Raw genomic sequence first — 24,704 nt, 5'->3', positions numbered from 1 at the left:
GCGCGATTGCACCCTCTTGCAGAGCGGTGCGACGGTGCGGAGCATGATGTGAAGGCGCATCGAACGCCGCGCCGCTCATGCCGGACAAATCTGAAATAGTCGTCAGCCCGCGCGCGTCGGAGCGGATTGCCGCAGCGCGGGCGTGGCTCGAATTGCAGCCCAGGGCGAGCGAGGTGCTGGTTATCGCGTCGGTGCCGGAGGCTGCCGACGACCTGGTGCGCGATTTTGCGATCGCGCACGGCTCGATGCTCGGGGTGCATCGCCTGACCCTCAATCGACTGGTCGGATTGCTCGCCGCCGATCGGATGGCGGAGGCCGGACTCGCACCCGCCGACGGTCTTGCGGCGGAAGCGGTCGCGACGCGCGCGGTATTTCGGCTGGCGTCGTCGAAGGCGGATTCGTATTTCGAGCCGGTGCTCGAACGTCCAGGATTTCCCCGGGCGCTGGCGCGCACGCTCGCGGAGCTTCGGCTGAACAACGTCACGGCCGAGCAATTGCGCGCGCTCGATTCGGCGGGCGAATCCTTGGCCGCGATGCTCGAGCGATTCGACGCGGAGCTGGCCGCCGCGAAGCTGATCGATCGGGCCGCGATGCTGCAAATCGCGGCCGATGCGGTGCGCGCGGATTTAATCCCGCGATTCGCCGGCCTTCCGATGCTGCTGCTCGATCCGTCGATCGACGGCGCGCTCGAGCGCGATCTGCTGGCCGCGCTGGCGGCGCGATCGCCCTCGATCCTCGCGACGGCGCCGACGGGCGATACGCACGTGATTTCTCTGCTCGAGCAGGCGCTCGGCACGGCGGCGAAGACGGTCGCAACGAAGTCTTCCGACGACGGCGGTGCGACCTCGCTCGCTCGCCTGCAATCGCATCTGTTTGGCGACAGTCCTGTGCCGGAGCGCGACGTCGATGACACCGTCGCGATGATTTCCGCGGCGGGCGAGATGCATGAGTGCGTCGAAATCGCGCGGCGTATCTGCGCGGAAGCGCGGCGCGGCGTGCGCTTCGATCGAATCGCGGTACTGCTCCATGAGCCGGTGCGCTACGCTCCATACTTGCAGGAGGCACTCGCGCGCGCCGAAATTCCCGCGTACTTCGCGCGCGGCACGCGTCGTCCCGAGCCCGGCGGGCGTGCGCTGCTGGCGCTGCTCAGTTGCGCGTCGGAGGATCTTTCCGCCAGCCGCTTTGCCGAATATCTTTCGCTCGCGCAAGTGCCCGACGCCGATGCGTCACCGAGCAACTCAACGATCGCGAGTCCCGACAGCGAACTGGCGCCGGCTCCGCTGGCCGACGATTTGGAAATCGAGAACGATCAGCCCGAGTCGGAGCCGGAGAGTTCAGATCCGATTCCGGTGGTCGCAGGAACCGTGCGCGCGCCGTGGCGATGGGAGCGGTTGATCGTCGATGCGGCGGTAATTGGCAGCGCCGAGCGCTGGGAACGGCGGCTCGGCGGACTGCGCAATGAGCTCCTCGCGCGGCGCGCCGAATATGAGGACGACGATACGCACGTGGCGGGACTCGAACGGCGGATTCTCGATCTCGATCACTTGACCAAGGTCGCGATGCCGATTCTGAATCGGCTCGGCGCGCGTCCGATTTCCACGACGTGGGGAGAGTGGCTTCAGTATCTGCGCGATTTGGTCGCGCTCGCGATTCGCGATGCCGAGCCGGTGCTCGCGGCGCTCGGCGAGCTCGAGCCGATGGCGCCGGTCGGTCCGATCGGCCTCGACGAAGTGCGGATGGTGCTCGGCGTGCGCCTCGGCCGGCTCGAGACTCCGCGCAGAAAACGCCGCCACGGCGCGGTGTTCGTCGCTTCACCGTGGCGCGCGAAGGGCATGGCGTTCGACGTCGTGATCGCGCCCGGGCTCGCCGAGCGGGTTTTTCCGCGCAAGCTGATCGAGGATCCGCTCCTGCCCGACTCGATGCGCGCGCGGCTCAGCCCGATGCTCGCGCGGGTCGAGCGCCGTTCCTCCGCGGAGCGGCTGGCGCTTCGAATCGCCGCCGGCGCGGCGCGCGAGCGCGCGATTTTTTCGTACCCACGCGTCGATCTCGATCAGGGGCGTCCGCGCGTTCCATCTTTCTACGCGCTTGAAATTCTGCGCGCCGCGGAAGGACAGTTGCCCGGCTTCGACGAACTCGCGCGGCGCGCTGCGTCCGAGCGTGCGTCGCGGCTCGGATGGCCCGCGCCGGAAAATCCCGATGACGCGATCGACGACGCCGAATTCGATCTCGCGGTGCTCGACAAGCTCGTCGACGCCGACCCGGAAACGACGATTGGCACTGCGAATTATTTGCTCGACGCCAACGATCATCTCGGCCGCGCTCTGCGATCGCGCGCGCGCAAATGGCTGAAGCGATGGACCTTCGCCGACGGGCTGGTCGATCCCGAGCCGTCGTCGCTCAGCGCATTGGGACGTCATCAATTGTCGGCGCGATCCTATTCGCCGACCGCGCTGCAACATTTCGCAGCCTGCCCGTATCGATTTCTGCTCCAGGCGATTCATCGTCTCGAGCCGCGCGAGGAGCCCGACGCGATCGAGATGCTCGAACCGCTGACGCGCGGGAGTATTTTCGCCGAAGTGCAGTACGAGATATTGAGCGAGCTGCGCGAACTGGATGCGCTGCCGGTCACGCGCGACAATCTCGACGACGCGTCGGGGTTGCTCGACGAGCGAATCGAGGAAGCCGCGGCGCGATGGCGCGAGAAGCTGGCGCCGGCGATCGAGCGCGTGTGGGACGACGGTATCGAAGGAATCCGCGCCGACTTGCGCGAATGGCTGCGGCGCGCGGCCGACGACCCGGAGCATTGGACGCCGGAAGCGTTCGAGCTTGGCTTCGGGCTTCACGATCGCGCGCAGGCCGACCCGCGCAGTTCGCCGGATCCGGTCGCAATCGAGGGCGGACTGACGCTGCGCGGTTCGATCGATTTGATCGAGCGCGACCCGGACGGGCGAATCCGCGTCACCGATCACAAGACCGGCAAAGTGCGCGCCGACAAGCATTTCGTGATCGGCGGCGGTAAAACGTTGCAGCCGGTCTTTTATGCGCTCGCGGCCGAGCACGTTTTGCACGAGCCGATCGGGGTGGGGCGGCTCTATTACTGCACTGCCACCGGCGGCTACCAGGAACGAAGCGTCGAGATCAACGACGGCGCGCGCAAATCGGCGCGCGAGTTCGTCGCGATTCTCGGCGACGCGCTGAGTCGCGGATTTCTGCCCGCGGCGCCCGGCGATCGCGAATGCGACTGGTGCGATTACAAGCGCGTCTGCGGGCCGTACGAGCAGCGCCGCTCCGCAAGAAAGCCGAAGCCGCGGCTCGACGCGCTGACGCGGCTCCGCGAGATGCCATGAGCGCGATTCCATCCGATCAGCAGGTTCGCGATCGCATCCGCAACGATCTCGATACCACGCTCGTGATCGAAGCGGCGGCTGGCACCGGCAAGACCACGGCGCTGGTGAATCGAATCGTGTCGGTGATCGAGTCGGGGCGCGGCCAACTCTCGCAAATCGTCGCGGTCACGTTCACGGAAAAAGCGGCCGGCGAATTGAAGCTCAGGCTGCGCGCCGAGATCGAGCAGGCGCGGCATGGCGCGGCCCTCGACGTCGAAGTTCGCGCGCGGCTCGACAAGGCGCTCGAGCAACTCGAAGAGGCGCGCATCGGCACGATCCATTCATTCTGCGCCGACCTGCTGCGCGAGCGTCCGGTGGAAGCGCGCGTCGATCCGATGTTCGAAGTTGCGCCCGAGGATGTCGCGAGCGAGATGTTCGACGCGGCGTTCGACCGGTGGTTCGAGATGGTGCTCGAAAATCCGGGCGAGGGGATGCGCCGGCTGCTGCGGCGGCGCGATCTTTCGCAGCGCACGGGGCCGCGCGAAATCGCGCGGCGCGCCGCCTACGATCTTTTGCAATGGCGCGATTTCGATTCTCCGTGGCAGCCGTCGCCGTTCGATCGCGATTCGGAGATCGATTCGCTGATAAAAGAAATTCTCGCGTTCGGCAGACTCGCCGATGAGAGCAGTCCGGACGATTGGCTGGGTAAAAGTCTAAGCGCCATCGCGAAACCGGTCAGCGAGGCGATTCGGCTTGAATCGGTCCGCGGCCGCGATCACGACGCGCTCGAATCGGTGCTGGTATCCAATTCGCGCGGCCGGCATTGGGATTGGCGCGGCTTCGGCGGCGACTTTGGCGAGGTCGAACGGGGCGAGGTTTTCCGCCGTCGCGAGGCGCTGCGGGAGCGGCTCAAGAAATTTCGCGAGACCGCGGGCGCTAATCTCGCTCCTCTTTTGCGCGACGAACTGTGGCCGGTCGTGGGCTATTACGAAGAGTTGAAAAGCCGCGCGGGCCGCCTCGACTTTCTCGACTTGCTGCTGAAAGCGCGCGATCTCGTGCGCGACAACGCCGCGGTGCGCGCGACTTTGCAAAAGCGCTTCACGCACATTTTTGTCGATGAATTCCAGGACACCGATCCGCTGCAAGCGGAGATCCTGATCCTGCTTTCAGCTTCCGATCCGGCCGAGTCGGATTGGCGCCGCGTGCGACCGCATCCGGGGCGGCTCTTTATCGTGGGCGATCCCAAGCAATCGATCTATCGATTTCGCCGCGCCGACGTAGCGCTCTATCAGGGTGTGAAGCAGATGCTGCTGTTGCACGGCGCCGCGCTCGAGCATTTGACCGTCAGCTTTCGCGCCAATCCGGAATTGCAGCATATGGCCAACGCCGCCTTCGCTCCGTTGATGAATCAGGAATCGCGCTCGCAGCCGCAATACGCGCCGTTGATGCAGTATCGTCAGCAGATCGAAGGCCAGCCGGCGATTGTCGCGCTGCCGGTTCCGGAGCCGTATGGCGATTACGGTCGCGTCTTCAATTGGAAAATCGACGAATCGATTCCGAAGGCAATCGCTGCCTTCATAAAGTGGCTGGTCGATAAAAGCGGATGGCGAGTCACCGAGCGCGAGGCGCCCGACACGCCGGTTGCGATTCGTCCGCGCCACATCTGCGTGCTGTTCCGCCGCATGAATTCCTTCGGCCAGGACATCACCCGCGCGTACTTGCGCGAACTCGAAGCGCGGCATCTGCCGCACGTGCTGGTCAAGGGCGGTTCGTTCAACGAGCGCGAGGAAGTCGTCGCGATTCGCAACGTGCTCGGCGCGATCGAGCGTCCCGACGACGAGCTGCTGGTGTTCGCATCGTTGCACGGGCCGCTGTTCGCGCTTTCCGACGCCGCGCTGCTCGAGTTCCGCGAGACGATCGGCAGCTTGCATCCGTTCCGAAAAATTCCGGACGGCTTGGCGCCGCATCTCAAGGAAGTCAAAGACGCGCTCGACGTGATCAGGGATCTGCATCGCGGGCGCAATCGCCGTCCGATTGCTGAGACGCTCGCGATGGTGCTCGCGAAAACGCGCGCACACGCCGGAATCGCGATCTGGCCGACCGGCGAGCAGGCTCTCGCCAACGTCATGCGCATCATGGATCAGGCGCGGCGCTACGAGGCGCGCAGCGGCGCGACCTCGTTTCGCGGCTTCGTGGATGAACTCGAAGCGCGCGCCGATCGCGACGAGGCGAGCGAGACGCCGATCGTCGAGGAAGGCACCGAAGGCGTGCGCATCATGACGGTGCATCGCGCGAAGGGCCTCGAATTTCCGATCGTCATTCTCGCCGATCCGACCTGCAACGAAACTCGCGCCGAGGCGTCGCGCTACGCAGAGCCCGCGAGCCGGCTCTGTGCGATGGAGTTGGCCGGCTGTGCTCCGCGCGAATTGCTCGATCACAATGCCGAGGAACTCGAACGCGACAAGCGGGAAGCTGAGCGCTTGCTCTACGTCGCGACGACTCGTGCGCGCGATTTGATCGTCGTGCCGACGGTCGGCGACGTCGATCCGTTCGCGCAGACGCCGCGGCCCAACGAACGCGACGGATGGCTCGATCGCCTCGATCCAGTGATATATCCCGCGACGCAAAATCGGCGTCCTCCGCTGATGCCGAAGCACGCGGGATGCCCCGAGTTTGGCGATGACAGCGTGCTGACGCGTCCGGCGCGAGCGCCACTACGAAATAAATCGGTGATGCCGGGATTGCATCGCGCGCACGACGGCGAACACAACGTGGTCTGGTGGGATCCGTCGCGCCTCGAGTTGCAAGTCGAAGAGCAGATGGGCCTCAGGCAAAACAAGCTGCTGCAAGTCGATGAAAAAAAGCTCGTTTCGGAACAAGGCAAGCAAGCCTACGAGGCTTGGCGCGCGAATCGAGCGGCGATGCTCGCGGCTGGCGCGATGCCGTCGCTGAAGGTGAGCACCGCAACCGAACTTGCGATCGCGGCGCCCGACGCTGCGCAAAAATATGCCGACGCGATCGCGATCGAGCGCATCGCGCGCGAAGCGGGACGCCCGCACGGCAAAGAGTTTGGCACGCTGGTGCATCTCGCGATGCTCCGCACGCCGTTCGACGCCGACGCGGCGCAGGTTGCGCGTATCGCGGCCGGCGCGGGGCGAATCCTCGGCGCGCCGGAAAACGATGTCGCCGCCGCCGCGATCGCGGTGGTAGCAGCGCTCGATTCTTCGCTGATGCGCCGCGCGCGAGTCGCGCAAACTGCGATGCGCGAATGCCCGCTGATGCTCACGCTCGACGACGGCGCCGCGGTCGAAGGAATCGCCGACCTCGTGTTTGCGGAAAAAATCGCGGGCGCCGTCTCGTGGACTGTCGTCGATTTCAAAACCGACGCCGGCCTCGGCGGCCGCCTCGACGAGTATCGCGCGCAGATCGATTTGTACATGCGGGCGCTCGCTCGCAGCACCGGATGCCCTGTGAGAGGTGCAATTCTCTGGATTTGATTCGGTTTGGTGTCGGCGCTTAGTTGTGGTGAAATCCAAACCGAGGCAACCGCAATGGCGATCGACATCATCTATGGCGAGCAAGTCATCCACGGGGTGGACGCCCAGGAAAAAGGTTCCGCACTGTGGCTGAAGGCCGCCGATCTCGAGCGAATCGCCGGCTGGACGCATCGCCCCGAGGGCTTTTGCCGCGGCGACGTATGCATCCCGGTGCCCGCGTCGCTGAAAGACGGCGTCGTCGCAGGCGATCGATACAACCTGGTTGCGCTCGCGGGCCTGCTCGGACGGCCCGTGGTCGCCGACACGGAGCATCAGGTGTGGTGCGTCGGCGAGGCCGCGTCGGATCGCAAGCGCAGTCTGACTTCGCTCGAAGGCCCGAATTTCACGCTGCCCGATCTCGACGGCAACCTGCATTCGCTGGCGGATTATCGCGGCAAGAAGGTGCTGGTCGTTTCATGGGCCTCATGGTGAGGATGCCGCTTTGACCTGCCGGTCTGGCAGGCCCTTTACGAAGAACTCGGACCCAAAGGATTTGTGCCAATCGCGATTGCGTTCGACAGCGGCGGCAATGCGGCCGCCGAGCCGTGGATCAAGGCCGCGAACCCCACTTATCCGAGCTTGATCGATCGGCGTCACGTCGTCGCCGAACTTTACGACATGGTCAACGTGCCGACCGCGGTGTGGATCGACGAGCGCGGAAAGATCGTTCGCCCGAGCGAGCCGGCCGGCGTGACCGACGCGTTCCGCAAGATGGATCGCACCAATTTTTCGATACCGACCGAAGCGATGAACGAGTTGCAGAACAAGCGCAAGGCGTATCTCGATGCGCTCCGCGACTGGGTCGCCAACGGATCGGCCAGCCGCTTTGCGCTCAGCGAGGACGAGGTTCTGCGCCGGATGCATACGCCGGACGATTCGCACGTTCGCGCGGCGGCAAATTTTCGGCTCGGCGAGTACCTGTTCGAACAAGGGCACGCCGACGCGGCGAAGAAATATTTCGAGGAAGCGAAGCGGCTTTGTCCCGAGAGCTGGAATTACAAGCGCCAGGCGTGGGCGCTCGAGGATCCGATGAAAGCGGGCGGGCCCGAGTTCTGGGCTGCCGTCGATTCGCTGGGCGAAGGAAAATATTATCCGGCCGCCGAAGACATCCAGTAATAAATTCAGGCGGAGCGCTCGCATCTAATCGCGGTGGCGGAAGAATCGAATCGTAGGCTGCTGGTTATCGGATACGGGTCGCTGCTGAGCGGCTATGGCCTGCTGGGTGAGCGGCGCGCCGGCAACAGCCGTCTGATCGCACTCGACGCCGAGCCGGTCTCGATTCACAACGCGCGGCGCGGGCTCGCCAAGCCGTCGAGCCACGGCAGTTATCTCGCGATGGATATCGAGCCGATCGATCGCGCGGCGCCGATATGGGCGTCGATCGCCGGCGGCAATAGTGGTATCGGCGGATTGCTGCTCACCTTCGATCGCGAATCCGCGCCGATGATTGCGCGCCGCGAGGAATATTCGCCCGAGGCTTTCGAGCGCCTGATCGCGATTGCGGACCGCGCCGGCCAGCCACTCGGCGAGTATCTGCTCGCGATTGCGCGCGCGACCCGCTTCGATCTGCTCGGCTATCGGCGCGCGCTCCGGAGCCTGCTCGATTACACTTCGCCCGGCTACGTTTTCCATCCCGTGGAAATCGACGACGGCCGCGTCGCGATCATCGCGATCGCATCGGGTGTCGATGGCAGCGGAGATCCCGCGATTCGCTCGCGGCGCGAAGAATTTGCGATGCATCGGCTGCTCTCGCTCGAGGACGCGCTGCAACTTGAATTGCCCGGCTTCGATCGCGCCGGCCAGATCGGATATTTCGCCGAATGCCTGCTCGGCGGCCTGCACGGCGTCGCGATTCACGACCTTGCGGAGAGCATCGCCGGCGACGCGCGATGCGCCGCCGAACTCGCCGAGTGGATTTCGCTTCATCATGCAAGCGAGCGCGATCGCTTCATCCGGGCGACTTCGCTCGACATCGCGCGCTACGGCGCGCGCTTCCCGGCGAGCGCGCATCCGAGCATGTCGGCGCTTCTCAAGCTCGCGGGCGTCATATAGTTGAATAGCGATGACGGCGAAATTTTCAGTGCACGTCGCGAAGGAAAACCTCAAATTTTCTGCCGCGCATTTCATCGCGTACGCGGGCTTCCGCGAACCGCTGCACGGGCACAACTACCAGGTCGGCGTTTACGTCGAGGGCGGACTTGCGAACACAGGCTACGTGATCGATTTCGGGTTGATCAAAAAATTGACCAAGGAAATCGTCGATCGCCTCGACGAGCATACGATCATCCCCGCTGATAGCGATTGCCTGACGATCGATGGTCCCGCCGACGGACGCATCAGCGTCCGTTACGAAAACGAGGAGTTCGTTTTCCCGGCCAGCGACGTTTGCCTCGTGCCGATCGTTCATAGCTCCGCCGAGGAACTCGCGCGCTACATCTGGAATCAGCTCACCAACGCGCTGAAAGCGCGCGACGCCCTCACGGACGTCACCGTCATCGAGATTTCGGTGGCCGAGGGCCCCGGCCAGTCGGCGATTTATCGGAGCGAAATCCCGCCGCAGGAAAGATAACCCGCCTCTCTGCGCCGCTGCGCTCACGCTGGTCGAGTCGAAATTCAGCAAGCAAAGGTTATCGCGAGCATTGCTAGGCTATGCTGTCCACTCCGAGTGTTCATCTGTACACATCGCGATGGAAGTGCGATTATTCGCTACCCCGAAGTTTAGATGGCGGTGGAACACTCCGCCGGAAAATCTGTGGCTCTCGAATCAAAACTGGCTCCCAGCGAAAATCCTCCGCCGTTCGAGCGCGCCATGATCGGGCAGCATCCCGCGATCGCCAAGCTGCGCAAACTGGTCGAACGCGTGGCGACCAGCGAAGCAACGGTGCTGATCACAGGCGAGAGCGGCACCGGCAAAGAAGTCGTTGCGCATACCATCCATGCGCTGTCGCCGCGATGCCGCCAGCCATTCGTGGCGGTGAACTGCGCCGCGATTCCAACTGAACTGCTGGAATCCGAAATGTTCGGGCATGAGCGCGGAGCTTTCACCGGCGCCGCGGCGCCGCGCGGCGGCCTGCTTGCGAGTGCCGATCGCGGAACGATCTTTCTCGACGAGATCAGCGAAATGCCGTATGTGCTACAAGCCAAACTGCTGCGCGTGATCGAGGACGGCGTGGTGCGGCCGGTCGGCTCCGATCGGGCGAGCCATATCGACGTGCGCGTAATCGCGGCCAGCAACGTCGATTTGCCAAAAGCGGTGCAGAGAGGCGTGTTTCGCGCGGACCTGTTTTATCGATTGCAGGTGATTCCGATCATGATTCCGCCGCTCCGCGAGCGCCGCTCGGATATCCCGCTGCTGGTAACGCACTTCCTCGAGCGAATCCGCGCGCGCAATCCGGACCGCGATATCCAGGTGAGCCGCGAAGCGATGGTGGCGATGTGGTCCTACGATTGGCCCGGCAACATCCGCGAGCTGGAAAACCTGATCGAGCGGATGGCGATCCTGTGCGACGGCTCCGTAATCGATATTTCAAACCTGCCCGAGAATGTGGTCGCAGTCACGCGTCCGGTGGTTCCGCAAATCCCGGAATCACTCGGGGAAGACGGCCTCGACCTGAACCAATTGGTACGGGACTTGGAAGGAAGGTTGATCAACGACGCGCTCAAGCAGGCCGGCGGCAACAAGCAGGCGGCGGCGCGGCTGCTGGGACTCAAGCGGACCACGTTTTCCGCCAAGCTCAGACGATGCGGCGTGATCGCAATCGCCGCGGACGATAACCAGAAAGACTCACGCCAGGTATAGTATGAGCGATTCAATCAGGCTGCCCCAAATCATGGTGGTGGATGACGACCAGGACACGGTCGCTATTCTTTCGCGGCATCTTCAGCGCGAAGGCTTTCTTCCAATTGAGACCAACTCTGGCGCACAATGTCTCAAATTGGTTCACGAGAACGAAGTCGATGTCATTCTGCTCGACCTGATGATGCCCGAGATGGACGGCTTCGAAGTTGTCCGCGCGCTGAAAAACGATCCGATCACCGCCGAAATCCCGATCATCATGATCACCGCCCGCGACGACCTTGACGCGCGCGAGGAGGGCATGCGCCTCGGCGTGAGCGACTTCCTCGCCAAGCCGGTTTTCCGCAAGCAGCTCGCGACTCGCGTGCGCGCGCAACTGGAGGTTCTCGAAGCGTCGCGCAACGCCACCGCGGCGCTCGATCGCCTGGAGCGCGCGGAAAAGCACTAGCCGAATTTCGCCGCGATCGCCGCAGGCTCCCGGCTGCACCGCCGCGCATTGCGATCCACTCGCTCGTTCGGTTACACCTTATGGCTCACGAGTCGATCTTGATTCCGGATCCGAAGTGACGGAGGGATTCGCAATGAACGGCGACGCCGCCAGAGCCCGCAACCAACCGATCGCAGCGCTCGCGTACCTCGGATTTTTCGTCACCGGGGTGATTTTTCTGTTCGTCGAACCGTACAGCCAGGACGACTTCATTCGCTTCCACGCGCGCCAATCGATCGCGTTTACGATCGCGTGGTTCGCCGCCCACATCGTCTTCGCGGTTTTTATCGCAGTGATGCCCCGTCCGATTGCCTCACTGCTCGGATTCATCTCGGGCCTGGTCGATGCTGGCTTTGCGGTTTTCTGGGTCATCCTGATGTACAAGGCCTACAACGGCGAACGCTATCGGATTCCCGAACTCGCCGACATCGTCGATAACGTCGCGGGCACCACGCCCTAAAGAACGTCCCCTCGAGCGCGCGAGTCCCTCAATCTACTTTTGGATCACGGTACCGTCGCCCGGCGATGGCGGCGGCGGCGGCTCCTGCGCCTGGATGTTCGCGATTCCCTGCATCGCAAGCCTTAGGCTCGGCTCGCGATTGATCGCGTCGAGCACGCGGCGCGAAACTTCGTCGGCGATCTGCGGCGCGGCATGCGCCTCGCAAGGATAGCGAATTATCACCTCGAGGCCGCTCTGGCTGAGGCTCAGCCTACTCTGCGGCTTGGGCGTATCGAGCAGCAGGTTGAGGTCGCGCTCGAGATGCCGGTAATCGCTCTGCACCCGGTCACGATAGCGGCTGAACACTTCGTCAACCGCGTCGAGCAGCCGCTTCTCCGCCAATCGATAATCACAATCAGGCGCCAGCGTGAGCCGGACTTCATTCCAGATGAAGCTGGTGCCGGGCGCCTGCTTGAAGAAGTTGCCGCTCGGCTGAAATACGATCGCGTTCGAGAAGACCACCACGCGCCCGGTCGGCTGTCGATAGATTCCGGTGCCGGCGAGTTCCAGCAGCGATAGCTTGACGAGTCCGATTTCGATCACGTCGCCGGTCACGCCGCCAATCTGAACACGATCGCCCGCCTTGATTCCGAAGCGTCCGATCAGGAAAAAATAGCCGGCGATCGACAGGATCACGTTCTGCAGCGCTACCGCGATTCCGGCTGCCGCAAAGCCCATGACAGTCGCAAACGAGCCGAGTTCGTCCGAGAACGTGATGATCAGGACCAGAACTATCACCAGGCTTATCACGATGCGCCGTAGCGCCATCACTTGTCCGCGCCGGCGGATATCCTGCACGTACTTGTCGGTAAAGATGCGCCACAGCGCACCGCTCAAAAAAATCACGATCAGGATGGTCGCGAGGCCGCCCAGCCGGAGTGCGAGGCTCCGCAGTTCGGTCGAGGAGCGCTGATCGATCGTCGCCTGCCATCGCGCGATATTCTTCAGATGCAGATTGAGGACGGCGATCTGCTTGTTCAGCGGCAGCGAAACCGCCACCGCGAGCCGATGCTGTTCGAGCAGCGCTGCCAGCGTTAATTTGCGATCCCGCAGCGCCTGGGCGTCGGCAACTGCGGTTCCCTGCGGCAGCGAATTGCCCTGCCGATCGATGTCCCTGAGCAGGGCCAGCACCGGATCGAGCACGCCTTGCGCGCGCTTGATTAGCTGGCGCGTGAGCGCCGCCGTTTGCTCGAGCGTGTCATCCTTGCGTTGCAGCGCCAGCAGATCGGTCGCCAGGCTGAGGATCCCGGTCGGCTGCGGTCTCCGCGGCGCGATCGCGGCGAACGTGGCGGGTGCGGCAGCGGACGCGGCGGCGGGAGCGCCCGTCACAGGATGCTTCGCGTTGCGCTCGGCGTCGGGAATCGAATGCTCGAGTTCGTCGATCTGAGTGGCGAGGTCGTTGCCCTCGGCCGGCATGATCGTCCCGCTCTCGAATTGCAGGATCGCCTTCGCCGCGTCGGCCCGCGCCTGCGCGAGATCCAGTTCGCTCTGCGCCGTGCCGATCTCCGACGCGATTACGGTCCGCGGTCTCCCCCGCGACGCGTTCAGCCGGGTTTGCAAACCCTTGATGCGCGTCTGCAGCGCTGCGACCTGCGCATCGGCGGCGTCGGCTTTCTGCTTGAGATCAGTCAGCCGCGCAGCTTCGGTCGAATCGACGATCCTGCCGTTGCCCGCGCCGGTCTTGCCCGTGGTTTGCGCGATGTAATTCGCCTGCGCGCGCGCATACTCGAAGCCGAGGTTCAACACCTCGTTCGCGATCTGGCGGCTGTTCGCAAGGAACAGCGTTTCGTATGGCTCCTCGACCAGTTCCGCTTCGACGCCGAGATGCCGATACCAACTGATCAGATCGCTTAGGTACGAGAGCACCGTTTGCGGATCGGTCGGCGAGACAGTCGTGGCGTTTTGTTGTTGCTTCGCGGTCGCGGCGGATTTCGGCGCGCGCGACGGCGTGCCCGTCGGGTTACCTTTTGGCGTCGCGGTTGGCGAAAGCGGAGACGCAGTCGGCGCTGAAGACGAGAGCGAAGCAGGATCCGCGGGCTGCGGCGATTGCGCCGCGGCGCGATTGTTCATCACCGCGAGCATCGTGGCGATCAGGATCGCAGCGGTGCCGCAAGGCCGCCAAAAATTGCCGCGGAAAAAAATCATCAGGCGCGCCGGACTACTCAGTACGCCGAATCCAGAATCGCGACGATTTGCTCGAGGCTGACTTCCGCGCCGACCGTGTTCGAGCGTTTCACTTCCTCCAGCACGGTGTCCGCGATCCGCGAAATCTCCTCGCGCGGCACGCCGACGTCGCGCAGCCGCGTCGGCACTTCGAATTTCTTGATAAATTTTGCGGTGCGATCGGCGCATTCCAGCGCGGCCGAGCGCGGACTTTGGCGATCGAAGCGGACGCCGAAGCCGTCGGCGATCGGACCAAAGCGATCCGCCGCGACGCCGGCCATGAAGCGCATCACGTGCGGCAGCGTGATGCATGACGTTACGCCGTGCGGCACGTTCCAGTACGGTCCAATCTGATGACCGAGCGCGTGCGAGATGCCGACCCGCGTGTTCATCATGCCGAAAATCGAAAACCACGCGGCCAACTGGCATTGCAGCCGATGCTCGAGCTCCTCGTCGCCGGCGGTCTGCAGCGACGGCAGCAGATGCGCGTCGAGCAACGCGATTGCCTTCGTGGCCAGCGTGTCGGTGATCATCTGATGCCGAATCGAATACGAACCCTCGACCGCGTGATCGAGCGCGCGCATCCCGGTCGAGGCCCACAGCCACGCTGGCGTTTCGACCGTCAGCGCCGGATCGAGAATGACGACCTTCGCCTGCAGGCGCGGGTCCGCGACGCCGCCTTTGACCCGCGTCGCTTCGTCGGTGATGCCGCCCGCTGGTGTAAATTCGCCTGCTGACAGCGTGGTTGGCACGGCGATATGCAAAATCTCGCGGCCACCATTTTCTTTCATCAATGCCATCGCCGCGGCCTTCACCGTATCGATCGGACTGCCGCCACCGAAACTCACCATCGAGTCCGCTTCGAGCCGGCGCGCATCCGCGATCAACTCCGCCACCGTGCGCGACGGCACGTGCTGCACGGCGCCGCTGAAAACTCCGGCCAGCGCGGACCCCGCGGCCATCTTCACTTTGTCCAGCAGCTTCGAACGGCCGAGCGTATTGCCGGTGACGATCAGCGTGCGCTTGGCGTCGCGGCGCGTAAGTTCCGGGCCCAGCGATTCAATTTTGCCGGCGCCGAAGATCACGCTCTCGAGCCGGGTAAAGCGGTATTCGCCAGCGGTCTTGTCCACGTGAACCTCCTGCGAGCGGTTTGCTCCGGTCGAGTTCGGAATTACCGGGTCAGGGCTTGATTATCACAACCGTGCCCACCGGCAGCAGCTTGTTTAGTTCGACGATAATCTGGTTCTCGACCGAAATGCATCCGGTGGTCCAGTTCACGTTGCCCTTGTTCAGGATGGGATTGTCGGTACCGTGAATCCCGATTCTGCCGCCCGCGCCAATCGGGCTGCCATCCTCCGCCGGCACGATACCACCGTCGCGCAGTTGCTCGTAGCGGCGCCGATCGATCTCGTTGGGATAGTTGAGCTTCAGGAAACACAGCCAGCGGCGGCTCTGATGCTTCTCGATTATCGCATACACGCCCTCGGGCGTTCGCCGATCTCCCTCCCAGAGCTTGGTGCCGGGATCGAAGCTGCGTCCGAATACCGCGTGATAAGTTTTGAAGAGCCGTCCCTTGTAATAGACGATCAGTTGATGGCGCTTCTTCCAGATGGTGACCGACCAATTGATCGGATCGATGTATGACGCGTCGCGAGTTGCGCGGTAAGCGATTTGCCCCGGCGTCAGCGCCACCATTTTTGGATCTTTTTTCGCTGCGGGCGTTGGCGTCGGCGTCGGCGACGGAGTCGGGCCCAGGCTGGGCGGTTCCGGCGTCGGCATCCCAGGATCGACGTACTGCACTACCGTGGGATCGTACGGCATCGGCGGCAGCGTACCGGCGCTTTCGGCGTCGCTGGCGGTGATCGCGTTCTCTGCGACGACTAAAGTCGGCGTCGGACTCGCAGTCGGGGTCGGCGTCGCGGTGGCAGTCGGTGTGCGGGTCGCAGTGCGCGTCGCGGTCGCAGTTGCTCGATGCGATCTCCTGCCGTGGCGCGCCGCCCACGACGCCGGCGCGGGCGCGATCAGGACAATCAAGCTGGCGGCGATTATACTTCGAACGATCCGGCCCATCTAAGCCACATGCACCCCTGACGCTTTACATTGTGGAAACGCTTGAGGCGAAGATCAATTCCCAAGCGGGTCGAACGCTGAAATTTCATTTGAAGATGGAATTTCAGCATGCTTGCATGCAACTGGAAACCTGACGCAGGGGAGTCATTTTGCGATGGACGAAAATTTCGCGGATGCGTTTGCGTCGTTGACCACCGGCATCTACGTTCTGACCGTGCGCGAAAACGCGCGATGCCACGGGATGTCGTCGTCGTGGGTCGCGCAGGTCTCGGGCGAGCCGCCGCTCTTCACCGCCGCCGTGGATAACCGCCATTTCAGCAACGGCGCGATCTCGCGGACCGCAGCGTTCGGCCTCAATATAGTGGGACGCCGCGGCCGCTCGCTAGAGGATTACTTCTATTCGGCGCGCGCGCGCCGCGAGGACAACCTCGACGAGTTCGCGTACGAACTGTCGCCGGCGCTGCAGGTGCCGTGGCTCGCGCTCGCGATGGTATCGATCGAGGCCCGCGTCGTCGATCGATTCGTCGTGGGCGATCACACCATCTTTGTCGCCGCGCCGGTCGGCGTGCGAATCGGCGACAATGATCGTCCCCTGACGTCGCTCGAACTCGACTACGTTTATATCGGCGGCAAGCAGGTGATCGCGCGCGACCGCACCGGCTGGGATTGATCCGACGGCCGATCGCGCCCGGCCCAAGGCTAATTTGGGCAATAATATACTTGACTAATCCTTCGTGATAAACTGATCGCGACGTGACAGGTCGGGAAAGTTTTTATGAAGTGACGGGCAAGTCGGGCGACAAGAAATCGCGCGCCATAAATAAGTCGTAAGCCCAAGGGCAAGTGGCAGGAAAACTGTGACCAGGGCTGTCGTCAAGCGCGTCTTCGCAAGCCCATTCCCAAGCCTCGGCCAGAAGATCGGGTAGATAGTGTTTGAGGGAGGGCGAAAGCTTCAGCAAATCGGTTATCTTGCGTCGTTGTTCGCGAATCGTTTGCATCCAACTGCGGGCTCTCTGCTCCCGTTCATTTGATTGCGTCTGCCATTTAAGCAAATGAAGCAACAGAGTATGAAGCCGACTCTTAAGTTCGCTTCGCTGGCTGACCCCCATTGCTTCAAGTTCCTCGGCTAGATTATCCCAATCGAGACGATTGTACTGCCGAGAATGAAGTACCTTGACTTGATCAGCAAGCCAGCCGCAGAAATCATTCTCTATTCGGGTTGACTCCACAAAACTCAGATAAAACGAATCGAGTGCTCCGTGCAAGGTACGGGTGGGCGTGACGACAAGGACGGGATTGGGAGCCTTGAGCGATCCGACAAGCTGTTGTTGCCCTGCGACAAACTGTGCGAAACCTTCATTCAGCGTATCCTGAAGCGGGTTATGAACCGGTCTTTCCATCGTTTTTTCGTGCAAACTTTTTGTTCTGCTTTGGAGCCTTGACTGTTGTTACGCTCGTTCCGATTTTCACTAAATAGAAAGGATTACCGTCGGTATCGAATGAATCATTCATCCGGTACACAATTGCCGCAGCGTTTGCGACCCGGATAACGCTTTCATCTTCCAACAGATATTCAGCGACGCTTTCACCTGAGCGTTTCACAATTTCGAGTTCGGTGACGGAAACTTCCTGATCACCTAACGTGAGTGTCTTTTTTTCCTCTGCCACGGCTTCTCTTTTCTGCTTTGTTTTCCGCCAGTTTGTTATCTAGTTCGCTCTTGGGAACCGCAATCAACGCGCGCATGGTCTTGGCGAATCGCCTAAAAGCGGTATCATCGGACTGAGATTCGATCACACGCCTCACTCTTTTCGCATATCATACCGGACGGTGCCGACCAAAACGCTTGCCTCTACCTGTCGTGATTTATGCGGCGGCGCTTCGCTTTCTCCGATCAACTGCTTGTACGTGACCCGCCGTCCGGTTACGGAACGCATCGCTTTCGCGAATCGATCGGCATCCGTGCCCTTCCGCTCGTTGAAGCGAAATGCTTGCTCGCCGCGCTTGAGCAGACTCCAGAAATTCTCGATCTTATTTGTATGCACGTTGCCGTCAACGTAGCGTTCGGCATGGTCGACCATCTTCTCGAACGATCCCGTATGCATCGCGAGCCGGATGCGAAGACTCATGAACCACGCGGTTTTTTGTGTCACGCTAAGAGCGCGTGCCGTTTTGTAAGAACTGATTCCGTTCTTGCAATTCACAATTTCCCATACGGCGGGCAACCACTTATCTAACCCGATTGGCGAGTCTTCAAAGATAGTTCCTACCTTGGTACTGAACTGGCGCTTCGGATGTTTTTTACTGCATTGCCAGCGCCCTTGATGCTCCAGGAAACTGACCGTCTCATTTTCGCACGTCGGGCATCGCACGCCATCGGGCCAGCGAAGGGCAACCATGAAATCTATGCAGGCTTTCTGATCGCGGAAGTATCGAACGGCATTGACAAGCGTGGTGGGTGTTTTCGCGTTCACGTTTAGAGAGTAACAACTGCCCGAGGATTAGTCAAGTATGTTGCCTGCCCTAATTTGACCTCCTGCAAAATCGTCTGATACCATCCGCCTTCGTTGGAGACTTTAGATGCCAATTGAGAAGAATGAACTGCGGCGCATCATGGGCCATTTCGCCACCGGCGTCACGATTATCACGTCGGTGCGAAGCTCGGGCGAACTGCACGGCCTTACCGCCAATGCCTTTACCTCGGTCTCCCTGGTGCCGCCGCTCCTGCTGATTTGCGTGGACAAGAAGGCCGAGAGCTACCCATGCTTCTCGGAAACCAGGGTCTTCACCGTGAACATCCTCTCGTCCGATCAGGAAGCGCTGTCGCGCAAGTTCTCCGTCAGTGGCGGCAACAAGTTCGAAGGCGTCAGCTACCGGATCGGGGCCAACGGCGCGCCCATTCTCGACGGCACGCTCGCATATATCGAGTGCGCGGTCTCGCAGGAAGTCGATGCAGGCGATCACACCCTCTATCTCGGCGACATTCAGCAGGCCGAGACTCCGCACGAAGGCAAGCCATTGCTGTTTTTCCGCGGCGGCTATCGCGAGATGGGTGACTAGCCGGTATTCACTCGATCGCGCGGCGAAATCAGGCACCCGGAGTCGGTTGCCGATACCGCGCGCCCATCCGCGGCCACGATGAGCCAGGCAAAGGGGATATCACCCGTGCGCGTGCCCGGGCTGAGCGTCTTCCTGCCCTCGCATAACGAGGAAGGCAACGTCGAGCGGATCGTGAGCGCGTTTCTCGCCGAATTGCCGCGCGTCGCCGACAATTACGAGGTGATCGTCGTCGATGACGGCAGTCGCGATCGCACCGGCGAGATCGCCGATCGGCTGGCCGCAGAGAATCCCCGCGTCAAAGTGGTCCATCATCCGGTAAATCGCGGCTACGGCGGCGCGGTGACGTCCGGAATCAGGGCGAGCACGCAACCGTACGTGCTGCTCTCCGACGGCGACGGGCAGTTTGACCCGGCTGATATCGAGCGCATGCTCCCGTTCGTGCCCGATTACGATGTCGTCGCCGGCCATCGGGCGCGCCGCGCGGACCCCCTGATGCGCCGAATCAATGGCAAGGCGTGGACGATGCTGGTCCGCGCGCTGCTCGGAATCACAATCAGGGATATCGATTGCGGCTTCAAGCTGTTCAAGCGCGAACTGCTCGACGGTCTCGAACTGCGCGCGCACGGCGCGATGATCTCGACCGAATTGATGGCGCGACTGGCCGGCCGCGGCGCAAAAGTGAAGGAAGTCGAGGTGCAGCATCTGCCACGGCTGGCGGGAGAGCAATCGGGCGCGAATCTAAAGGTAGTTACGCTCGCTTTCAAGGAATTGTTCGCGCTTTACCGTGAATTAAAGGATCAGCGAAGGTCGGTCAGCTAGGCGGCGTATCCTGCCAAGGTTCGGTATCGATGTACGCCAAAGGGGTAGGGTATCGCCCCTTTACGTCATAGGGCGTGTATCCAATTCCGCAAACGCGCGTATTCTGCTTGAGATTTCGGGTCGGCATTCATGGCACGGGTATCGCACTATACGCGAATGACACCGCGGCCAACTCAACGCCGCCCAACTCAAGGAGATTCTCGTTATGAAGCGCACCCTATCAGTTCTGACCGCAGCCCTCTTCGCGACCGCCCTCTCGGCACCGGTCTTTGCGGCCGATGCGATGCCGGCTGGCGACGCGTCGCCGGCGGCAATGGCTAGCCCGGCTGCGGCTGCGGAAACCTCGTCTTCGACGACCACCGCGACCGATTCGTCCTCGACGACCGCCTCGGCCCCCAAGCATCGCCATCGCCATCATCACAAGAAGTCGACGACCACGACCGAGTCTTCGACTGACAGCAGCGCCCCTGCGGCAGCGGCTTCGCCGGCCAGCACCGAGCCGACAACCAAGTAACTTCGATCATCTGAAGACCGGGGGCGGAAACGACTTCCGCCTCCGGCGCCGGACCGCCGCTCGCTTGTCGGCGGCGCGCAGGAGCGTGTCCGTCGCACCTTCCTGACGCGCGCAGCGTAGAAATGCGTTGTGCGCTTTTTTTTCATCGAAAGTTTCTGCTAGCATCCGTACGCGTCCCCGCGCATTTTTGCGGGCCGCGGGAGCCGTTGATTCGTTGAGCTGGCGCGCTTCACGCCTCTATTTGGTGGCTCTGATAAGCCTGGTTTTCCAGGTGCCAATCAGCGCGTGGGCCCTCGCCACCAACGACAATAACGCGGTTGACGAGCAGGTTTGCAATCCGCTCGCCGATTATTTCCTCGGGATGGAAGACTACAACGAAGCAATCCAGCGTCATCGCGGAGTCCTCGTCGATGATCCGAGCAATGCGCTCGCACACTATCACTTAGGCTTTGCGTATGGCGTCACGGGGCAGCATCGGAAGGAACTCTCCGAGTACCAGCGCGCGGTGAACCTCGGTCTCGAGGACTGGCAGTTGTTCCTGAATTTGGGCCTCGCTTATCTTGAAAATGGCCAGGTCGCCGACGCGACCGCAGTCCTGCGCCTCGCGACCCTGCTCGGACCGGCGCGGCCGGAGACGCACTTCAACCTGGCGTTGGCATACGAGCGGCGCGGCGCGCTAGCACAGGCCGAGCAGGAGGCGCTGCTATCCTTGCAAATCGATCCGAATCAGCCGGATGCGCGCAATACGCTTGGCGCGATCTACGCCGAGGAAGGCAAATTCTTGCGCGCCGGAGAGGAATGGCGCGACCTGGTGTCGGCCAATCCGGATTACACGCCGGCGCGGACCAATCTTGCAATCTTGCAGAACGTGGAGAGCAGCACGCCGAAGGGTACCGTCGGCGTCAGCATCTTCACGCACACGCCGTAGGACGGCGTTTCAAGGAAGAGGTAATACAGGTGGAGGGATGCGCAGGGTGGCGGTGGATTACCAGGAGATTCCTGCTGGCGGTTGCGATCTTCAGTCTCGCGAGTATCGCCGATTCGGCAACCGCGAACGCGACCAAGCAAGCGCCGCGACGTCATAAAGTATCGCACGCGAAAAAAGCAGCCGCGGCGGCCCCCGCTCGCACCTATACGGATGGGCGTCTCTATAAGGGCGCGCTGATCGAGGATGCTGACACCGGGCGCGTGTTGCTCGCATACAACGCCGACATGGAATGGCCGCCGGCTTCGATGGCCAAGATGATGCTCCTGCTCGTCGCGCAGGAGCAGATCTCGCAGGGACGCTTCAGTCCGAACGACATGGTGCGCATCTCGGAGCGCTCGGCCCATACCGGCGGCTCGCGGGTCGGGCTCAAAGAGGGCGACATTTATCCGCTGCGCGAGTTGATCAAGGCGGCGCTGGTCAAATCTGCGAATGACGCCGCAGTGGCGGTCGCGGAAAAGATCGGCGGCTCGGTCGAGGCGATGGTTCGCATGATGAATCAACGCGCGCGCGAACTCGGCATGACGCACACCGAGTATCAGACCGTCGATGGACTCCCGCCGCGTCCGACGCACGACGCCGATCGCACCACCGCATACGATCTGGCGACGGTGGGCCGCGCGATCATCCGCGAGACGAACCTGCTCGAATGGTCCAGTCAGGAGAGCGTGGATTTCGACGGCGGCGTCTGCATGCTGCACAACACCAATCATCTGGTCGGACATTTCGACGGATGCGACGGGCTTAAGACCGGCTTCACCTACCAGGCCGGATTCAACGTCACGACTACCGCGAAGCGCGGCAATATGCGGATTATCGCGGTCGTGCTCGGCGCGCCCTCCAATGCGCAGCGTTTCGCGCAGGCGGCCAAGTTGATGGAATGGGCGTTTGATCACTACACCGCAGTGTCGCTGCTCAAATCGGGCGAGGCCCTGCCGGTGCAAGTGCAGATCCGAAGCGGGCCGGCAATCCGGCCGGTGGCGGCCAGCGATCTGAACGTGGTGATGCGCAAGACCGATGTCTCGTCGGTCAAGCTCGTGTACGATATACCGCCGATGGTCGAGGGGCCGTTGCGTCCGGGAGATCCGCTCGGCCGGGTGACAGTGCATAGCCAGGGCGAAGTGCTGACCGAAGCCTCGGCAATCTGCCCGATCGCGTTCACGACCCCGAGCGACCAGGTCGTAACCGAAGGATACAACGCGGTCGCGGCGCCGGCGCCCTAGATTTCACATATAGTCAGGAGACCCAATGAAGGTAGAGTCCAAACAGCGAAATCGCCGCAATCGCAAGCTCGCGCGCAAAAAACGCAGCGATTCGCATCAGGCCAAGTCGAGGCTGCGCAAGATGCGCCGCACTCGCATCCGCGGCAAGTAGGTCGAAGATGTCTGTCCGAAACCCCTTACGGGTTTCGGGCTTCCTGTTGCAACAAAGATGCGCGCTCCGCGCTGTTAGAAGGGGACGGTCAGTCCAGGATTGAGAAAGGTCGGGTGCGCGCTCCGCGCAGTTAAGAAAATTTCTTCCTTTCTTCCGTCTGCAAGTGCGTTTCCGAAGTGGTTGCGATCGCGAGGAAGAAGCGATGAAACGCAGCAGCTCAACAGGCGCGGAGAAAAGCACGATCATAAACGGCGTGAACGTCACCTCGATCGCGAACAATGCCATTCACGGCGGCGTGCACACCGGTCCGACGACCATCAATCAGATTCATCGCAGCCGACCGTCCAGTCGGCCGACCGAATATCCCGTTGGTTCGATTGGAAGAAACCTGTTGCAGCGAAACTACGTCAGATATCTGGTCGAACGTTATCACCGTTTCCGCGAGGCCGACGCGAGATTTGGCAGTGGCACGGCTCGATTCAGTTACGCGGTTATCTTCAAAAACATCGAGCGCGAGTTCAAGGCCCCCACATATTTTAGCCCCGCTGCACGATTCAACGAGCTGGTGGAATATTTGCCGCGGTGCGTTGACCGAACGATTCTGGGCAAGCGCAACCGTGCGAGAGGGATCCGAAATTATGCGAGTCCCGAGGAATTTGCGGCTGAGCAGACGCCACATTGATCAGCCCTTCCGCTCGCGGAAAAGTGAGATCGGCAAAATATCCCAAAGTCTCGAACACGATCTCAGTTCAGACTGATTGGTCCGATTCCGGCACTACAAGCTAGGCAGGATCGGGGGGCGGCGGGAGGCGGGCTTGGTCAGTAGCATCTGGACGTCGCCGATATAGCGCTCACGGAAGCCGCCTTCGCAGTAGCAAAGATAAAATTCCCACATCCGGATAAATTCCTCCGGATAGCCGAGCGCGCGCACGCGATCGATATGGCGGAACATATTGAGCCGCCAGTGCTTGAGGGTTTCGGCGTAGTTCGGCGTGAGATCCTCGAGATGGAAGAGGCGCATGTCGCTGGCGCGCGTGATTGAATCGCAAAGCGCCGTGACCGACGGGATGAAGCTGCCGGGGAAAATGTACTTCTTGATGAAATCGACGTTACGCAGCGCGCTCGCGTAGTACTGGTCGGCGATCGTGATCGCCTGCAGCAGCATCGTGCCGTCGGGCTTCAGCAGCTCACTGCATTTCTTGAAATATGAATCGACGAAGTGATGCCCCACCGCTTCGATCATCTCGATCGATACGGCCTTGTCGAACTGACCTTGCAAGTCGCGATAGTCCTTGAGCAGTACGGTGATTCGATCCTGCAAGCTCTCATCCGCGATGCGCTTGACGGCGTAATCATGCTGTTCGCGCGAGATAGTGGTGGTCGTAACACGGCATCCGTAGTTCTTCGCGGCGTGAATCGCGAACGCGCCCCACCCGGTGCCAATCTCAACGAGATGATCAGTCGGGCGAAGGTCCAGCTTGCGGCAGATGCGATCGATCTTGGCGAGCGCCGCCTCTTCCAGCGTCGCGTCGGGCCGCTCGAAAATCGCGCACGAGTACATCAGCGAGCGATCGAGCACCAGTTCGAAGAAGTCATTGCCGAGATCGTAGTGTGCCGCGATATTGCGCGCGCTGCCGTCTTTGGTGTTGCGATTCAGGTAGTGGAGCAGTTTCCGCACCGGGTTGGCTAGGCGCGCAAGGCCGGAATCCATCGCGTCCATCACGTCGCGATTGCGAATCATGATTTGCACGAGCGCGGTGAGATCGTCGGTAGTCCACGAGCCCGCCATGTAGGCTTCGCCGGCGCCGATACTGCCGGCGAGTGCGAGGTCGGAGTAGAAGCGTGGGTCGCGAACGCGAATCGTGGCGCAGAGTTCGGCCGAGGACCCGACTTGATCGGCGTTTTGGCCGAACGCGCGAGTGGCGGGGAGTTCGCTATCCTCGATTACGAGGCGGCCGCGCTTCAGGCCCTGCAACCGCGCCAGCACGGCGCCGCGCGCAAAGCGATCGATGATGGCGGGGCGGCGGCGCCGCGCCGCATCGACGCCCGACGCGACGATTGAACCGGACTTGGGCAT

Annotated in this window: 23 protein-coding genes; 16 read left to right on the top strand and 7 right to left on the bottom strand. The window is 62.1% G+C overall.

What is annotated here, in order from left to right:
- The first annotated feature begins 77 nt into the window (after positions 1–77).
- The 8 genes from Q7S58_RS12730 to Q7S58_RS12695 all read left to right on the top strand — a co-directional run bounded on the left by Q7S58_RS12730 (position 78) and on the right by Q7S58_RS12695 (position 11,605).
- The gene (locus tag Q7S58_RS12730) at positions 78–3,347 is read left to right on the top strand and encodes a PD-(D/E)XK nuclease family protein (protein ID WP_304825986.1); all 3,270 of its coding nucleotides are present in this window, start codon (positions 78–80) and stop codon (positions 3,345–3,347) included.
- Entirely contained in the window at positions 3,344–6,823 is a 3,480-nt protein-coding gene (locus Q7S58_RS12725; RefSeq protein ID WP_304825982.1) for an exodeoxyribonuclease V subunit beta, read from the top strand. The genes Q7S58_RS12730 and Q7S58_RS12725 overlap by 4 nt, the downstream gene beginning before the upstream one ends.
- 54 nt (positions 6,824–6,877) lie before the next feature.
- Positions 6,878–7,978, top strand: a complete 1,101-nt coding sequence (locus Q7S58_RS12720; protein WP_304825979.1) for a ResA-like WAxxUGC motif-containing protein — start codon at positions 6,878–6,880, stop codon at positions 7,976–7,978.
- Positions 7,979–8,011: 33 nt separating this feature from the next.
- On the top strand, positions 8,012–8,914 hold the full coding sequence (locus tag Q7S58_RS12715) for a hypothetical protein (protein WP_304825975.1): 903 nt from the start codon (positions 8,012–8,014) through the stop codon (positions 8,912–8,914).
- 10 nt (positions 8,915–8,924) lie between these two features.
- The gene (locus Q7S58_RS12710) at positions 8,925–9,431 is read left to right on the top strand and encodes a 6-carboxytetrahydropterin synthase (RefSeq protein ID WP_304825972.1); all 507 of its coding nucleotides are present in this window, start codon (positions 8,925–8,927) and stop codon (positions 9,429–9,431) included.
- A 183-nt stretch (positions 9,432–9,614) separates the two neighbouring features.
- Entirely contained in the window at positions 9,615–10,661 is a 1,047-nt protein-coding gene (locus tag Q7S58_RS12705; RefSeq protein WP_304825969.1) for a sigma-54-dependent Fis family transcriptional regulator, read from the top strand.
- Position 10,662: 1 nt separating this feature from the next.
- The gene (locus Q7S58_RS12700) at positions 10,663–11,106 is read left to right on the top strand and encodes a PleD family two-component system response regulator (protein ID WP_304825966.1); all 444 of its coding nucleotides are present in this window, start codon (positions 10,663–10,665) and stop codon (positions 11,104–11,106) included.
- 133 nt (positions 11,107–11,239) lie between these two features.
- Positions 11,240–11,605 (top strand): DUF4870 domain-containing protein, encoded by a 366-nt coding sequence (locus Q7S58_RS12695; RefSeq protein ID WP_304825962.1) that lies wholly within the window; start codon positions 11,240–11,242, stop codon positions 11,603–11,605.
- A 33-nt stretch (positions 11,606–11,638) separates the two neighbouring features.
- Here Q7S58_RS12695 and Q7S58_RS12690 read toward each other — a convergent pair whose 3' ends face one another.
- The 3 genes from Q7S58_RS12690 to Q7S58_RS12680 are packed head-to-tail and all read right to left on the bottom strand — an operon-like array spanning position 11,639 to position 15,877.
- Entirely contained in the window at positions 11,639–13,789 is a 2,151-nt protein-coding gene (locus Q7S58_RS12690) for a mechanosensitive ion channel family protein (RefSeq protein ID WP_304825959.1), read from the bottom strand.
- Positions 13,790–13,806: 17 nt separating this feature from the next.
- On the bottom strand, positions 13,807–14,937 hold the full coding sequence (locus Q7S58_RS12685) for an iron-containing alcohol dehydrogenase (RefSeq protein ID WP_304825956.1): 1,131 nt from the start codon (positions 14,935–14,937) through the stop codon (positions 13,807–13,809).
- 49 nt (positions 14,938–14,986) lie between these two features.
- Positions 14,987–15,877, bottom strand: a complete 891-nt coding sequence (locus tag Q7S58_RS12680) for a murein L,D-transpeptidase family protein (RefSeq protein ID WP_304825953.1) — start codon at positions 15,875–15,877, stop codon at positions 14,987–14,989.
- Positions 15,878–16,031: 154 nt separating this feature from the next.
- Here Q7S58_RS12680 and Q7S58_RS12675 point away from each other — a divergent pair, with 154 nt between their 5' ends.
- A complete protein-coding gene (locus Q7S58_RS12675; protein ID WP_304825950.1) occupies positions 16,032–16,547 on the top strand; it encodes a flavin reductase family protein in 516 nt (171 codons plus the stop codon).
- Between the two features lie 103 nt (positions 16,548–16,650).
- On the opposite strand, the gene Q7S58_RS12670 is transcribed toward Q7S58_RS12675, so the two are convergent.
- The 3 genes from Q7S58_RS12670 to Q7S58_RS12660 form a co-directional block, all read right to left on the bottom strand.
- On the bottom strand, positions 16,651–17,277 hold the full coding sequence (locus Q7S58_RS12670) for a DUF29 domain-containing protein (RefSeq protein WP_304825947.1): 627 nt from the start codon (positions 17,275–17,277) through the stop codon (positions 16,651–16,653).
- Positions 17,258–17,545 (bottom strand): hypothetical protein, encoded by a 288-nt coding sequence (locus Q7S58_RS12665; protein WP_304825944.1) that lies wholly within the window; start codon positions 17,543–17,545, stop codon positions 17,258–17,260. The genes Q7S58_RS12670 and Q7S58_RS12665 overlap by 20 nt, the downstream gene beginning before the upstream one ends.
- A 132-nt stretch (positions 17,546–17,677) precedes the next feature.
- Positions 17,678–18,349, bottom strand: a complete 672-nt coding sequence (locus Q7S58_RS12660) for an IS1595 family transposase (RefSeq protein WP_304825940.1) — start codon at positions 18,347–18,349, stop codon at positions 17,678–17,680.
- 106 nt (positions 18,350–18,455) lie between these two features.
- On the opposite strand from Q7S58_RS12660, the gene Q7S58_RS12655 reads away from it, so the two are divergent.
- From Q7S58_RS12655 to Q7S58_RS12625, 7 genes are all read left to right on the top strand, one after another.
- Positions 18,456–18,935, top strand: coding sequence for a flavin reductase family protein (locus Q7S58_RS12655; RefSeq protein ID WP_304825937.1), 480 nt, complete (start codon positions 18,456–18,458; stop codon positions 18,933–18,935).
- Positions 18,936–19,013: 78 nt separating this feature from the next.
- Complete coding sequence (locus tag Q7S58_RS12650; protein WP_304825935.1) at positions 19,014–19,754, top strand: glycosyltransferase family 2 protein; 741 nt, start codon at positions 19,014–19,016, stop codon at positions 19,752–19,754.
- A 205-nt stretch (positions 19,755–19,959) separates the two neighbouring features.
- Positions 19,960–20,268, top strand: coding sequence for a hypothetical protein (locus Q7S58_RS12645; protein WP_304825932.1), 309 nt, complete (start codon positions 19,960–19,962; stop codon positions 20,266–20,268).
- 244 nt (positions 20,269–20,512) lie between these two features.
- Complete coding sequence (locus tag Q7S58_RS12640; protein WP_304825929.1) at positions 20,513–21,196, top strand: lipopolysaccharide assembly protein LapB; 684 nt, start codon at positions 20,513–20,515, stop codon at positions 21,194–21,196.
- A 29-nt stretch (positions 21,197–21,225) separates the two neighbouring features.
- Positions 21,226–22,476, top strand: a complete 1,251-nt coding sequence (locus Q7S58_RS12635; protein ID WP_304825926.1) for a D-alanyl-D-alanine carboxypeptidase family protein — start codon at positions 21,226–21,228, stop codon at positions 22,474–22,476.
- A gap of 25 nt (positions 22,477–22,501) precedes the next feature.
- On the top strand, positions 22,502–22,627 hold the full coding sequence (locus tag Q7S58_RS12630) for a hypothetical protein (protein ID WP_304825923.1): 126 nt from the start codon (positions 22,502–22,504) through the stop codon (positions 22,625–22,627).
- Between the two features lie 202 nt (positions 22,628–22,829).
- Positions 22,830–23,309: a hypothetical protein gene (locus Q7S58_RS12625; protein WP_304825920.1), complete on the top strand. Its 480-nt coding sequence runs from the start codon at positions 22,830–22,832 to the stop codon at positions 23,307–23,309.
- A 93-nt stretch (positions 23,310–23,402) separates the two neighbouring features.
- Here the strand turns inward: Q7S58_RS12625 and Q7S58_RS12620 are convergent, their stop codons facing one another.
- Positions 23,403–24,704, bottom strand: coding sequence for a cyclopropane-fatty-acyl-phospholipid synthase family protein (locus Q7S58_RS12620; RefSeq protein ID WP_304825917.1), 1,302 nt, complete (start codon positions 24,702–24,704; stop codon positions 23,403–23,405).

Source organism: Candidatus Binatus sp. (assembly GCF_030646925.1).
In the GTDB taxonomy this organism is placed as follows: domain Bacteria; phylum Desulfobacterota; class Binatia; order Binatales; family Binataceae; genus Binatus.
This window is presented reverse-complemented; position numbering and strand designations above follow the sequence as displayed.

Bases quoted from the DNA above. Each gene is read 5' to 3' on its own strand.
- Q7S58_RS12625 (WP_304825920.1), top strand. From the start codon at position 22,830: ATGAAACGCAGCAGCTCAACAGGCGCGGAGAAAAGCACGATCATAAAC.
- Q7S58_RS12620 (WP_304825917.1), bottom strand. From the start codon at position 24,704: ATGCCCAAGTCCGGTTCAATCGTCGCGTCGGGCGTCGATGCGGCGCGG.
- Q7S58_RS12680 (WP_304825953.1), bottom strand. From the start codon at position 15,877: ATGGGCCGGATCGTTCGAAGTATAATCGCCGCCAGCTTGATTGTCCTG.
- Q7S58_RS12650 (WP_304825935.1), top strand. From the start codon at position 19,014: ATGAGCCAGGCAAAGGGGATATCACCCGTGCGCGTGCCCGGGCTGAGC.
- Q7S58_RS12710 (WP_304825972.1), top strand. From the start codon at position 8,925: ATGACGGCGAAATTTTCAGTGCACGTCGCGAAGGAAAACCTCAAATTT.
- Q7S58_RS12630 (WP_304825923.1), top strand. From the start codon at position 22,502: ATGAAGGTAGAGTCCAAACAGCGAAATCGCCGCAATCGCAAGCTCGCG.
- Q7S58_RS12695 (WP_304825962.1), top strand. From the start codon at position 11,240: ATGAACGGCGACGCCGCCAGAGCCCGCAACCAACCGATCGCAGCGCTC.
- Q7S58_RS12730 (WP_304825986.1), top strand. From the start codon at position 78: ATGCCGGACAAATCTGAAATAGTCGTCAGCCCGCGCGCGTCGGAGCGG.
- Q7S58_RS12725 (WP_304825982.1), top strand. From the start codon at position 3,344: ATGAGCGCGATTCCATCCGATCAGCAGGTTCGCGATCGCATCCGCAAC.
- Q7S58_RS12690 (WP_304825959.1), bottom strand. From the start codon at position 13,789: ATGATTTTTTTCCGCGGCAATTTTTGGCGGCCTTGCGGCACCGCTGCG.
- Q7S58_RS12655 (WP_304825937.1), top strand. From the start codon at position 18,456: ATGCCAATTGAGAAGAATGAACTGCGGCGCATCATGGGCCATTTCGCC.
- Q7S58_RS12700 (WP_304825966.1), top strand. From the start codon at position 10,663: ATGAGCGATTCAATCAGGCTGCCCCAAATCATGGTGGTGGATGACGAC.
- Q7S58_RS12670 (WP_304825947.1), bottom strand. From the start codon at position 17,277: ATGGAAAGACCGGTTCATAACCCGCTTCAGGATACGCTGAATGAAGGT.
- Q7S58_RS12675 (WP_304825950.1), top strand. From the start codon at position 16,032: ATGGACGAAAATTTCGCGGATGCGTTTGCGTCGTTGACCACCGGCATC.
- Q7S58_RS12645 (WP_304825932.1), top strand. From the start codon at position 19,960: ATGAAGCGCACCCTATCAGTTCTGACCGCAGCCCTCTTCGCGACCGCC.